Below are 11,722 nucleotides of genomic sequence, written 5' to 3'. Positions count from 1 at the left end.
GGGCTCTTCTCCGTATCAGGGGTGGTGCGGGTGACTACTCGGCGAGTACGGCCTCGGCGTCGAGGGTCACACCGACCGCCTGGATCACCGAGGCGACCTTGACGGCCTCCTGGATGGTCTCGCGGTCCACGCCGGCCTTGCGGAGCACCTGCTCGTGGGAGTCCAGGCACTGGCCGCAGCCGTTGATCGCGGAGACGGCGAGCGACCACAGCTCGAAGTCGACCTTCTCCACGCCCGGGTTGCCGATGACGTTCATCCGCAGGCCCGCGCGGAGCGTGCCGTACTCCGGGTCCGACAGCAGGTGCCGGGTGCGGTAGAAGACGTTGTTCATCGCCATGACGGCGGCCGCCGACTTCGCCGCGGCGTACGCCTCGGGCGACAGGTTGGCCTTCGCCTCGGGCTCCAGCTCACGCAGCACCCGCGGCGAACGCGAGGCGATCGCGCAGGCCAGCACGGTCCCCCACAGCTGTTGCTTCGGGAGGTCGCTGTTGCCGATGACCGAACCGAGGTTCAGCTTCAGGTCCTTGGCGAAGTCCGGTATGGCGGACTTGAGTTCATCGAGAGCCATGGGTATCAGCTCACTCGCCCGAGAGGAGGGCGACCGGGTCGAGGGTGTTCTCCCCCTTGGTCCAGTTGCACGGGCACAGCTCGTCGGTCTGCAGGGCGTCGAGGACCCGCAGGACCTCCTTGGGGTTACGGCCCACGGAACCGGCGGTCACCATCGTGAACTGGATCTCGTTGTTCTGGTCGACGATGAAGACGGCGCGCTGCGCGAAGCCGTCCTCGCCCTCGATGCCGAGGTCACGCATCAGCTCGTGCTTCGAGTCGGCCAGCATCGGGAAGGGCAGGTCGGTCAGGTCCGGGTGGTCCTTGCGCCAGGCGTGGTGCACGAACTCGGAGTCACCGGAGAAGCCGAGGACCTGGGCGTCGCGGTCGGCGAACTCCTCGTTCAGCTTGCCGAAGGCGGCGATCTCCGTGGGGCAGACGAAAGTGAAGTCCTTCGGCCACGCGAAGACGATCTTCCACTTGCCCTCGTAGGTCTTGTGGTTGATCTGCTCGAACTCCTTGCCGCTCTCCAGCGAAACACAAGCAGTCAGGTCGAACTCGGGGAACTTGTCACCGACAGTGAGCACGCGCTCTCCTTGCAGCGTTAGGAAATTCCCCTTTGGGGAGATTTCCTGAGGGTTGGACGAGATCCACCTTGGCACAGAGTGCATTGATCAGGGAAATAGCTACACTCGGGCGTGATGATCGGAGGTACCTATCAGTGGGCCAGGGAAAACCGGGCATACGCCCTCAGAAGCCGGCCAGGCAGTCCGCCAGGCAGCCCAGCCTGTCGCAGCTCCGCGCCTTCGCGGCGGTGGCGGAGCATCTGCACTTCCGGGACGCGGCGGCAGCGATCGGGATGAGTCAGCCGGCACTCTCCGGAGCCGTCTCCACCCTGGAGGAGGCACTGGGTGTCCAGCTCATCGAGCGTACGACGCGCAAGGTGCTGCTCTCGCCCGCGGGGGAGCGGCTCGCGGCGCGGACCGGAGTCGTGCTGGAGGCCGTCGCCGCGCTGATGGAGGAGGCGGAGGCCGCCCGGGCGCCGTTCACCGGGGTGCTCCGGCTCGGCGTGATCCCGACCGTCGCCCCGTATCTGCTGCCCACCGTGCTCCGGCTCGTCCACGACCGCTACCCGGACCTCGACCTCCAGGTCCATGAGGAGCAGACCTCCTCGCTGCTGGAGGGGCTCGCCGCCGGACGCCTGGACCTCCTGCTCCTCGCCGTGCCGCTCGGGGTCCCCGGGGTGAGCGAGATCCCGCTCTTCGACGAGGACTTCGTGCTGGTCATGGAGCAGGACCACTGGCTCGGCGGCCGCGCCGACATCCCGCGCGACGCGCTGCGCCAGCTGCCGCTGCTCCTCCTGGACGAGGGCCACTGCCTGCGCGACCAGGCCCTCGACATCTGCCGGGAGGCCGGGCGTACGGAGGGGGCGCCGGTCACCACGACCGCCGCCGGGCTCTCCACCCTCGTCCAGCTGGTCGCGGGCGGGCTCGGGGTGACCCTGCTGCCGCGCACCGCGGTGACGGTGGAGACCGCGCGCAACGACGCCCTGGCCACCGGGTACTTCGCCCACCCGGCCCCCACCCGGCGGGTGGCGCTGGCGATGCGGACCGGGTCGGCGCGGGGCGGCGAGTTCGAGGAGTTCGCCGCCGCGCTGCGCGGGGCGATGGAGCCGCTCCCGGTGCGGGTGATGGACGCCCCTGACGTATGAACGCGCGGGGGTGAGGCCGGACTTCGGGCCCGGCCGCACCCCCGCGGTGCCTGCTCCCGCTACTCCGTCCGCAGCCCGTCCGGCCGCATCAGCCGCCACAGCGAGGGCAGCGACAACGCCGTCACCAGCAGGATCAGCCCGGCCCCGGCCCCTGTCAGCGGCAGGAAGAGCCACCAGTCGGAGACGCTCTTGTCGACCATCCAGGCGAGCGTCGCGCCCAGCAGCAGTCCGCCCGCCACGGCCACCGCGAGGCCGAGGACCACGGGGAGCGCGGTCTGCCACAGGACCGACCAGCTCAGCGTCGTACGGCGGGTGCCGAAGGCGACCAGCACCGACAGCAGCCGTCGGCGCTCGCGCAACTGCTCCAGCTGGGAGACCAGCATCGAGGCGGCGATCAGCAGGAGCACCACACTCGCCCCGACCTGGAGGCCGGTCTGGATGCTGGCGTACTGCCGGTCGCGCTCCACGGAGTCGAGGGTGACGAAGCGCATGCCGGGATCGATCCTGGCCGCCGTGTTGCGCACGTGCTCGGCGACGTCCGGCACGCTCTTGTCGACCCGGATCTGGGCGGTGATCTGCGCGCCGGGCAGCTTGCCCGCGTCGATCGCCCCGGTGGTCGCCATGATCCCGTGGTGCGTGACGCCCATCGGGTCGGTGCGGCCCTCCACGGTCGGGGAGTCGGCGGGCAGCGTCCACCGCAGCGGCTTGCCGTCCCCGGAGCCGACCTCGACCACCTTGCCCTTGCGGGCGGCCCGGTCGACCCAGTCGGACATGTCCTCGTCGTCCGGCGGATGGACGACGAAGGTGTCGCCGTCCTCGCAGCCGCCGATCCGGGCCAGCTCGCGCAGGGTGGCGCAGGTGCCGATGGTGAGGGAGGTGGTGGGCGGGATGTCGTCCTCGGCGTAGACACCCGGCTTGGACGCGTACGCCTGCACCGAGCCGATCACCACCTCCACCCCCTCGGTGGCGCGGAACTTCTCGATGGCCGAGGTGGCCGCCGCGCCCGTGACGTCCTCGGAGTACGCGGCGAACTGGGCCCGCGAGGGGTCCTGGCCGGTCATCCGGTTGAAGTCGGCGTTCATCGAGGCGAACAGCATCTGCAGGGCGATCGCGCCCGCCACCGCCACCGTGACCCCGCTGACCGCTCGGGACGCGGCTCCGCTGCTCAACTGGAGCCTGCGGGTGGCGAGCTGCCAGGGCACCGGGCCGCCGCGCAGCCGGTTCACGCACGCCTCGACCAGCCACGGCAGCAGCAGGGCGAGCCCGACCAGCACCAGCACGGCACCCGTCGCGATCAGGTACGGATTGACGGGCGCGTACGTGTACGCGTCGACCCGGCCCGTGAAGCCGAGCACCGCCAGACCTGCGGCCGGCATCAGCAGGCGCCACCAGAGCCGGCGGCCCCGGTCACGGCCGCGGCGTACGACGCCGAGCGGTTCGATCACCACGGAGCGCATCGCGACCAGCGTGACGAGGGCGGCGGTGAGCGGCACCGCGACGGTGATCAGCACGGCGAGCAGGGGATCGGGCACCAGGTCCGCCGGGAACGCGCTGACGTCCCAGATCTCCACCGCGCCGACGAACTGCCGTCCCACCAGGAAGAAGGCCAGCCCGATCAGCAGCCCGAGGACCGCGCCGAACAGCGCCTCCCCGGCGGCGATGCGCCGGGTCGAGCGGATGTCGGCGCCGGCCAGACGCAGCGCGGCGAGCCTGCGGTCGCGCCGGTCGCCGCCGAACCGCACGGCGGTGGCGATGAAGATCGCGACCGGCACCAGCAGCACGACGCAGACCATGACGGTCAGCACGATCAGCAGCGGCGGCAGCGGATCGCCCTCGCGGGGGTCCCCGTACCCGGCGATCCGGTGGCCGCCCGAGGCGGGCGTCAGGGTGTCGCTGCCCGCGTAGTAGAGGAGTTCACCGGGCGAGCGCAGCCCGGCGTCTCGAATCGTGCCGGTGATCCCGTACGGCAGCCGCTCGCGCAGCAGCGCGTTCCCGGGGGCGGCGAGCAGCTCCTTCAGCGCGGGGGAGACCACCATCTCGCCTGCCCCCGGGAAGCGGTCGAGGCCCGGCGGGCGGACGGGCGCCGCACCGTCGGCGCGCATCAGATATCCCTCGATGGTGCGGTCGCGGTACTCGGTGGTCGTGTTGATCCGGACCACCGAGGTGTCCGACTTCACGGCGTTCGTGTCGGGTGAGTCGGAGATCCGCTTCTCGCTGCGCGCCTGGTCCCGGGCGGAGCGTTCGTCGAGCATGTGCGGTACGGAGGAGGCGAGCAGCAGCAGCGTGACCCCGAGGCCGACGCCGACCGCCGTCAGCAGCGTACGGATCCAGCCCTCGCGGCCTCCTGCGGCGGCGAACCGGATGCCGAGGCCGAGGTCCCGGAGGGTGGCCGCGCCGCGCGAGGGCGGCTTCGGGCGGTCCTGTGCGGAGGCGGGGGCGGTACGGGGGTCGAGCAGCGTCATACGGCGTGCTCCAGGTCGCGGGCCCGGCCGTCGCGCACGGTGACGTCACGGTCGGAGTAGGCGGCGACCCGGGCCTCGTGGGTGACCAGGACGACCGCGACGTTGGAGGAGCGGGCGGCCTCGGTGAGCAGCTCCATCACCCGCTCGCCGTTGAGGGAGTCCAGGGCGCCGGTCGGCTCGTCCGCGAAGATCACCTTCGGGGAGGCCGCCAGGGCGCGGGCCACGGCGACGCGCTGGCCCTGGCCGCCGGAGACCTCGCCGGGGCGCTTGGCACCGAGGCCCTCGACCTCCAGGCGCTCCATCCACTCGCGGGCGGTGCGCTCGGCGGCCTTGCGCTTCACGCCGTTCAGCCGCAGCGGCAGCGCGACGTTCTCCACGCAGGTCAGCTCCGGCACGAGCTGGCCGAACTGGAAGACGAAGCCGAAGTCGCTGCGGCGCAGGGCGCTGCGCTCGGCGTCCGACATCGCGGAGAGCTCGCGGCCGGCGTAGGTGATGGTGCCGGAGTCCGGGGTGATGATCCCGGCCAGACAGTGCAGCAGGGTCGACTTGCCGGAGCCGGAGGGGCCCATCACGGCGACGACCTCGCCGGGGTGCACGGAGAACGAGGCACCGTCCAGGGCGGGCGTCGCACCGTAGGTCTTGCGCAGGTCGTGCGCGGCGAGCAGGGAGCCTTCGGGGATCACGGGGCCACCACCTTGGCGAGCTGGCCGAGGCGGGCGGCGGTCAGTTCCAGCCACCGCAGGTCGGCTTCCAGGTGGAACAGGGCGTGGTCGCAGATCAGTTGGTCGGCGAGGTCGCCCTTGCGCTTGCGGTCCGTGAGGATGCGCATCATCCGCAGGTGCTCCGAGCGCTGGGAGTCCAGCAGGTCGGAGGCGCTGCGGTCGGTGAGGAGCGCCAGGACGACCTTGGTGTAGAGCGTCGACTGGAGGTACGGCTCCGGCTTCTCGGGCTGCATGAGCCAGCGTGAGACATCGGTGATCCCGGCGTCCGTGATGGCGTACCGCTTGCGCTCGGGCCCCCCTTCGCTCTCGACGCCGTCGACCTCGACGAGCCCGTTCTTCAGGAGCCGGGACATCGTCGCGTAGACCTGGCCGTAGTGGAGCGGGCGGTCCTGGCCGAACTTCTCGTCGAAGGTCCGTTTCAGGTCGTAGCCGTGGCGGGGGCCGGACTCCAGGAGCCCGAGGAGGGTGTGACCGATAGACATGAGAAGCACTGTACACCGGGTGTATACCTGGCATGTATACGTGTCGGAAAGGTGCCTCCTGGCCTGCGGGGCTCTCTAGGCGTCGGCTCCTGGCCGTGTCTCCGGCTCCGCCGGCGGCCGTTTCGGTGGCCGGCCCCGGCGGGCGATCGGCGCCGCCGACCCCGGCAGCCGCCCCGCCTCCTTCAGTGCCCGGCGCAGCAGGAACTCGATCTGCGCGTTGGCGCTGCGCAGCTCGTCGGAGGCCCAGCGGGCCAGTGCGTCGTGCACCGCGGGGTCCAGCCGCAGCAGCATCTGCTTGCGCTGCTGCGGCCGGGAGGCCGGCGTCCGCCGGGGAGGCGTCTGGTCGGTCACTGGTAGAGGCTGCCGGTGTTGAGGACCGGCTGGGCCGCGCGGTCACCGCACAGCACCACCATCAGGTTGCTGACCATGGCCGCCTTCCGCTCGGAGTCCAGCTCCACGATGCCCTGCTCGGTGATCCGGTCCAGGGCCGTCTCCACCATGCCCACCGCGCCCTCGACGATCTGCTTGCGGGCGGCGACGACCGCGCCGGCCTGCTGGCGCTGGAGCATGGCGGAGGCGATCTCGGGGGCGTACGCGAGGTGGCTGAAGCGGGACTCGATGATCAGGACGCCCGCGGCCTTCACCCGGGCGGTCAGCTCGACGGCCAGCTTCTCGGTGATCTCCTCCGCGTTGCCGCGCAGCGAGAGGCCCTCCTCGTCGTGGGCGTCGTAGGGGTACTCGATCGCGATGTGCCGGACCGCCGCCTCGGTCTGGGTGGCGACGAACTCCAGGAAGTCGTCGACCTCGAAGAGGGCCTGGGCGGTGTCCTCGACCTTCCAGACGACGATCGCGGCCAGTTCGATCGGGTTGCCGTAGGCGTCGTTGACCTTGAGGACGGCGGTCTCGTGGTTGCGGATCCGGGTGGAGATCTTCCGGCTGGAGGTCAGCGGGTTGATCCAGCGCAGCCCGTCGGCGCGGATGGTGCCGACGTACCGGCCGAAGAGCTGTATCACCCGGGCCTCGCCCGGAGCGACCATCTTCACACCGCTCATGCAGAAGAACGAGGTGAGGGCGAGGAGCGGTCCGAGGGTGAGGAAGAGGACGCCGACGACGGTGGCGCCGCTCCCGTTGATCACGGCGCCGCCGATGATCAGGCCGACCCCCGCCAGCACCCCGAGCACCGTCAGCAGCAGCCCCAGGCCACCCGGGATCGAATGCGCGGTGACCTCCGTGACCTGCGGCTCGGGCATGTCGGGGGCGTCGATGTCGAGTGCGTCCGCCGAGGCGTCCGGGCGGTGGCCGTCGTGCTGTGCGGTCATGGGATCCCCCGTTTGCTGCGGCTCGTGCCGCGCTGACAATGTGATTTCACATTAATGGTTCTCGCAACCTTGTGCACCCCTGAGGAGTCGGTTCCCTAGGGAACGGGTGCTGATTGTCACGTCCGGAAAAGACCGGATCGCTTGCCTTTCGTCCCTGCCGACGGTGTTAGCTGGCAGGTCTGAACGGAATCGGGTGAACCGAGCGAGCCGGTCGAGCAGAGAAGCGGGAGCAACACAGCAATGGGTCGAGCGGATGCGCGACGAGCTCAGGCGCGAGAGTCGCGCCGGGCTGCGAAGAGCGGCGGCATACGCAGACTCTTCACGTGGAAGAAGCTGCTGGGCACGTTCTTCGGGATCGTCCTGCTGGGCATGGGCGCCTTCGGTGCGCTCTACCTGTACGTCGACGTGCCCGCCCCCAACGCGCTGGCCGAACGGCAGAGCAACGTCTACCAGTACAGCGACGGCACGGTCCTCGCCCGGTCCAACAGCGGCGTCAACCGGCAGATCGTCGACCTGGCCCAGGTGCCCGAGGAGGTGCAGCACACCTTCGTCGCCGCGGAGAACAAGACCTTCTACGAGGACAACGGCATCGACCTCAAGGGCACGACCCGCGCCCTGCTGAACACGGTCAGCGGCAAGGGCAAGCAGGGTGGCTCGACCATCACCCAGCAGTACGTGAAGAACTTCTACCTGACGCAGGACCCGACGATCACCCGCAAGCTCGAGGAGCTGGTGATCTCGCTCAAGGTCGACCAGGACCAGTCCAAGGGGCAGATCCTCGCCGGATACATCAACACCGCCTACTACGGACGGGGCGCCAGCGGCATCCAGGCGGCCTCCCAGGCGTACTACGGCATCGACGCCAAGGACCTGAACGTCTCCCAGGGCGCCTACCTCGCCTCGCTCCTCCAGGCCCCCAGCCAGTACGACTGGGCCACCGCCACCGACACCGGCAAGCGCCTGGTCAAGGACCGCTGGGCCTACACCCTGAAGAACATGGTCGAGATGGGCTGGCTCACCGAGGCCGAGCGGGCCAAGCAGGAGTTCCCGGTCCCGGACAAGCCCAAGCCCGCCCAGGGCATGGAGGGCCAGACCGGCTATCTCGTCGAGGCGGTCAACAAGGAGCTCGACAAGCAGGGCATCTCCGCCGAGGACCGTGAGTCCGGCGGCTGGACGTTCACCCTCACCATCGATAAGAAGCGCCAGGAGCAGCTGGAGAGGTCGGTGGAGAAGGAGCTGGAGTCCAAGCTGGACCGCGAGGGCAGCAAGATCGACGCCACCGTCCAGGCCGGCGCGACCTCCGTCGACCCGAAGACCGGCAAGGTCGTCGCGCTGTACGGCGGCGAGGACTACGTCAAGCACTACATCAGCAACGCCACCCGCCAGGACTACCAGCCGGCCTCCACCTTCAAGCCGCTGGTGCTCGCCGCCGCCCTGGAGAACGAGTCGAAGACCCAGGGCGGCAACCTGATCGGGCTCAACACCATCTACGACGGCACCAGCAAGCGGCCCGTCGTCGGCAGCGACACCCCGTTCGCGCCGCAGAACGAGGACGACCGGAGCTACGGCCCGGTCTCCGTCCAGAAGGCGATGAACAGCTCGGTCAACTCCGTCTTCGCGCAGATGATCGTGGACGTGACACCCGCCGCCACCAAGCGGACCGCGCTCGCCCTCGGCGTACCGGACAAGAACTTCCCCGAGCGCCCCGCCGTCACCCTCGGCACCATGAACGCCTCCACCTGGGACATGGCCGGGGTCTACGCGACCCTCGACAACCACGGCCGCAAGGTCACCCCGCACATCCTCCAGTCCGCCGAGCACCGCGACCGTACGGTGAAGCCGGAGGCGCCCAAGAAGGAGCAGGTGATCAGCCGCGCGTCGGCCGACACCGTGACCTCAGCGCTCACCGGGGTCGTCACATCCGGCTCCGGCAGCGCGGCCAACACCTCCGCCTACCAGGCGGCCGGCAAGACGGGCACCTCGGAGGAGAACAAGTCAGCCTGGTTCGCCGGGTACACCCCCGAACTGACCACGGTCGTCGCCCTCTTCGGCGAGGGCGACGGCGGCCGCAAGCAGGTCTCCCTCACCGGTACGGCCAACTCCGGCCGGGCCAACGGCGGTGGCTTCCCGGCCCGGATCTGGGCGGACTACACCCTCGGCGCCCTCGGCGGCGGCTCGGACGCCAGGTTCGACCTCCAGGACGTGGAGCGCGGCGAGGTCCCGCCGCCACCCACCCCCCCGAAGACGCCGTCCGAGGAGCCCATCCCGTCCGAGGAGTCCACCCCGTCGAAGCCGCCGTCGAAGACCCCGAGCGAGACGCCCAGCGAGACCCCGTCCTCGCCGCCGCCGCCCTCGGCCCCGCCGACCACCACGCCGCCCACCGTCCCGCCCACCAAGAGCCCCGAGCTGCCGCCCGAGCCCGGGGAGAGCGACGGGCCGCCGGGCGAGCGGCCCGGCGGCGACGGACTCCTCGGGGAGTGACCACGCGCGCATGACGCAGAGGGGGGTGCCGACATCGGCACCCCCCTCCCGCGTACGTCAGGTCAGCTACGCGTCGCCATCTCGAACCAGACGACCTTGCCCGTCGACAGCCGCGTCGCGCCCCACCGGCGGGTCAGCCGGTTCACCAGGAACAGCCCGCGGCCGCCCTCGTCGGTCTCCCGCGCCCGGCGCTGGCGGGGCAGCTGTGGGGAGTCGTCGCCGACCTCGCAGCGCAGGATGTCCGTCCGCAGCAGCCGCAGCGTCACCGGCCGCTCCGCATAGCGCACCGCGTTGGTGACGACCTCGCTGACCAGCAGCTCCACCTCGTCGGACATCTCGTCCAGGCCCCACCGGCTCAGCGCCCGCCGGGCCAGCCTGCGGGCCCGGCCGGGGGCCGCGTCCTCCGGCTCCAGGTACCAGTACGCCACGTCGCTCGGCGCGATCCCGTCGAAGCGGGCGGCGAGCAGCGCGATGTCGTCGTCCCGGTCGCCCGGGCCCAGCATGTCGAGCACGTCGTCGCAGAGGGCCTCCAGCGGCGGCGCGTGGTCCGGGCCGGTGAGCTGCGCGGTCGCCGCGAGGCGCTCCCTCAGCTGCTCGATGCCCGTCCACACGTCCCGCAGCCGCGACTCGACCAGGCCGTCGGTGTACAGCAGCAGCGTGGCACCGGCCGGGGCGTCCAGCTCCACGGCCTCGAAGTCGACCCCGCCCACCCCGATCGGGGCGCCCGGAGGCACCCGCAGCACCTCGGCCCGGCCGCCCAGGTGCAGCAGCACGGGCGGCGGGTGGCCGGCGTTGGCGATGGTGATCCGGTGCGCGACCGGGTCGTACACCGCGTAGAGGCAGGTCGCCATGCGGTCGCTGCCGAGGCGTTGCGCCTGCTCGTCCAGGTGGTGGAGCACCTCCTGCGGCGGCAGGTCGAGCTGGGCGAGGGTCTGGGCCGTCGTCCTCAGCTGGCCCATGATCGCGGCGGAGGTCATGGAGTGGCCCATGACGTCCCCCACGACCAGGGCGACCCGGCTGCCGGGCAGCGGGATCGCGTCGTACCAGTCGCCGCCGACCCGGGCGGTCTCGGCTGCCGGGAGGTAGCGCGAGGCGAGGCGTACGCCGGTGGGCTGGGGGAGTGAGTCGGGGAGCATCGTGCGCTGGAGCTCATCCGCGATGTAGGCCTCGCGCCCGTACAGCACGGCCTTGTCGATGCCGAGCGCGGTGTGCGTCGCCAGCTGCGCGGCGACCAGCAGATCACTGGCCTCGAAGGGGGGCCGCTCGGTGGACCGTACGAAGACCGCCGCGCCGATGACCCGGCGGCGGCCGCGCAGCGGGGCGAGGATCGCCCGGTGGCCGGTGGGGACCGGACGCCCGGGCCCCAGCAGCTCGGGCAGCGCCGCCCGGGCCGCCGCCGAGTCGCCGAAGACCGGCCGCACCCCGCGCAGCACCTCGGCCAGCGCCCCGCCCGCCCGCACCTCGCACAGCTCGGCGGCGGGCATCAGGTCGGCCGTCGGGTCGGCGAGCAGCGGTCGCAGCCGCTCGCTCTCCGGGCCCGCCTCGCCGCCCTCCTCGTCGGTGTGCCGGAGCCGGTCGCTGCGGCGCAGCCGCAGCACGAACGGGCTCACCGGCCGCTCGTCGCCGACGGGCAGCGGATCGCGCAGGTAGACCAGGATCGCGTCGGAGAAGGTCGGCACGCTCGCCCGGCACAGGCCCAGCACGATCTCGTCCAGGTCTATGCCGCGGGCGATCCGCCGGGTCGCGGCCCCGACGAAGCGCAGCCGGTCGCCCTCGCGGCGGGTGGCCGCCTGCGCCTCGGCGACGGCGGCGGGTCCGGGCCCGGGGTTCGGCGCGGCGGCCGGCGACGGGATCGCGGCAGCCGCGGCCGCGGCCGCGGCGTCCTGCTGCCGGGGCCGGGTGCGCTCCTGCTGCCGTGCCGCGAGAGGCTGCCGGCCTTCGTGGGAGGTGGGATGCTCCGTCACGCGTGGGATTCCGTCCGTCCGGGCCGGTTGTATGA

10 protein-coding genes are annotated in these 11,722 nt (G+C 71.5%); 2 read left to right on the top strand and 8 right to left on the bottom strand.

Features of this window, described 5'->3' with window-relative positions:
• Nucleotides 1-34: 34 nt before the first annotated feature.
• Both AMK21_RS17310 and AMK21_RS17305 read right to left on the bottom strand, forming a co-directional pair.
• A complete protein-coding gene (locus tag AMK21_RS17310) occupies nucleotides 35-568 on the bottom strand; it encodes an alkyl hydroperoxide reductase (protein WP_073878816.1) in 534 nt (177 codons plus the stop codon).
• A 10-nt stretch (nucleotides 569-578) separates the two neighbouring features.
• Entirely contained in the window at nucleotides 579-1,133 is a 555-nt protein-coding gene (locus AMK21_RS17305) for a peroxiredoxin (RefSeq protein WP_007452441.1), read from the bottom strand.
• Between the two features lie 134 nt (nucleotides 1,134-1,267).
• Between AMK21_RS17305 and AMK21_RS17300 the strand changes: the two genes are divergently transcribed.
• Entirely contained in the window at nucleotides 1,268-2,257 is a 990-nt protein-coding gene (locus AMK21_RS17300) for a hydrogen peroxide-inducible genes activator (RefSeq protein ID WP_073878814.1), read from the top strand.
• A 59-nt stretch (nucleotides 2,258-2,316) separates the two neighbouring features.
• Here AMK21_RS17300 and AMK21_RS17295 read toward each other — a convergent pair whose 3' ends face one another.
• The 5 genes from AMK21_RS17295 to AMK21_RS17275 form a co-directional block, all read right to left on the bottom strand.
• Complete coding sequence (locus tag AMK21_RS17295) at nucleotides 2,317-4,719, bottom strand: ABC transporter permease (RefSeq protein WP_073878812.1); 2,403 nt, start codon at nucleotides 4,717-4,719, stop codon at nucleotides 2,317-2,319.
• Nucleotides 4,716-5,402: an ABC transporter ATP-binding protein gene (locus tag AMK21_RS17290; protein ID WP_073878810.1), complete on the bottom strand. Its 687-nt coding sequence runs from the start codon at nucleotides 5,400-5,402 to the stop codon at nucleotides 4,716-4,718. The genes AMK21_RS17295 and AMK21_RS17290 overlap by 4 nt, the downstream gene beginning before the upstream one ends.
• Nucleotides 5,399-5,923 carry a PadR family transcriptional regulator gene (locus tag AMK21_RS17285; RefSeq protein WP_073878808.1) on the bottom strand — a complete coding sequence of 175 codons (525 nt, stop codon included), beginning with the start codon at nucleotides 5,921-5,923 and terminating at the stop codon, nucleotides 5,399-5,401. Before AMK21_RS17285 ends, AMK21_RS17290 begins: the two co-directional genes overlap by 4 nt.
• A 75-nt stretch (nucleotides 5,924-5,998) precedes the next feature.
• On the bottom strand, nucleotides 5,999-6,274 hold the full coding sequence (locus AMK21_RS17280; RefSeq protein WP_073878806.1) for a hypothetical protein: 276 nt from the start codon (nucleotides 6,272-6,274) through the stop codon (nucleotides 5,999-6,001).
• The gene (locus AMK21_RS17275; RefSeq protein ID WP_073878804.1) at nucleotides 6,271-7,242 is read right to left on the bottom strand and encodes an SPFH domain-containing protein; all 972 of its coding nucleotides are present in this window, start codon (nucleotides 7,240-7,242) and stop codon (nucleotides 6,271-6,273) included. Before AMK21_RS17275 ends, AMK21_RS17280 begins: the two co-directional genes overlap by 4 nt.
• Before the next feature lie 240 nt (nucleotides 7,243-7,482).
• On the opposite strand from AMK21_RS17275, the gene AMK21_RS17270 reads away from it, so the two are divergent.
• Nucleotides 7,483-9,723, top strand: a complete 2,241-nt coding sequence (locus AMK21_RS17270; protein ID WP_073878802.1) for a transglycosylase domain-containing protein — start codon at nucleotides 7,483-7,485, stop codon at nucleotides 9,721-9,723.
• Between the two features lie 62 nt (nucleotides 9,724-9,785).
• Here AMK21_RS17270 and AMK21_RS17265 read toward each other — a convergent pair whose 3' ends face one another.
• A complete protein-coding gene (locus AMK21_RS17265) occupies nucleotides 9,786-11,687 on the bottom strand; it encodes a SpoIIE family protein phosphatase (RefSeq protein ID WP_073878800.1) in 1,902 nt (633 codons plus the stop codon).
• Nucleotides 11,688-11,722 lie beyond the last annotated feature (35 nt).

The organism is Streptomyces sp. CB00316, from assembly GCF_001905595.1.
Classification (GTDB): domain Bacteria; phylum Actinomycetota; class Actinomycetes; order Streptomycetales; family Streptomycetaceae; genus Streptomyces.
This window is presented reverse-complemented; position numbering and strand designations above follow the sequence as displayed.

What these genes read in the sequence shown, in the direction of transcription:
- AMK21_RS17275 (WP_073878804.1), bottom strand. Translation starts at nt 7,242, where the DNA reads ATGACCGCACAGCACGACGGCCACCGCCCGGACGCCTCGGCGGACGCA.
- AMK21_RS17285 (WP_073878808.1), bottom strand. Translation starts at nt 5,923, where the DNA reads ATGTCTATCGGTCACACCCTCCTCGGGCTCCTGGAGTCCGGCCCCCGC.
- AMK21_RS17270 (WP_073878802.1), top strand. Translation starts at nt 7,483, where the DNA reads ATGGGTCGAGCGGATGCGCGACGAGCTCAGGCGCGAGAGTCGCGCCGG.
- AMK21_RS17295 (WP_073878812.1), bottom strand. Translation starts at nt 4,719, where the DNA reads ATGACGCTGCTCGACCCCCGTACCGCCCCCGCCTCCGCACAGGACCGC.
- AMK21_RS17310 (WP_073878816.1), bottom strand. Translation starts at nt 568, where the DNA reads ATGGCTCTCGATGAACTCAAGTCCGCCATACCGGACTTCGCCAAGGAC.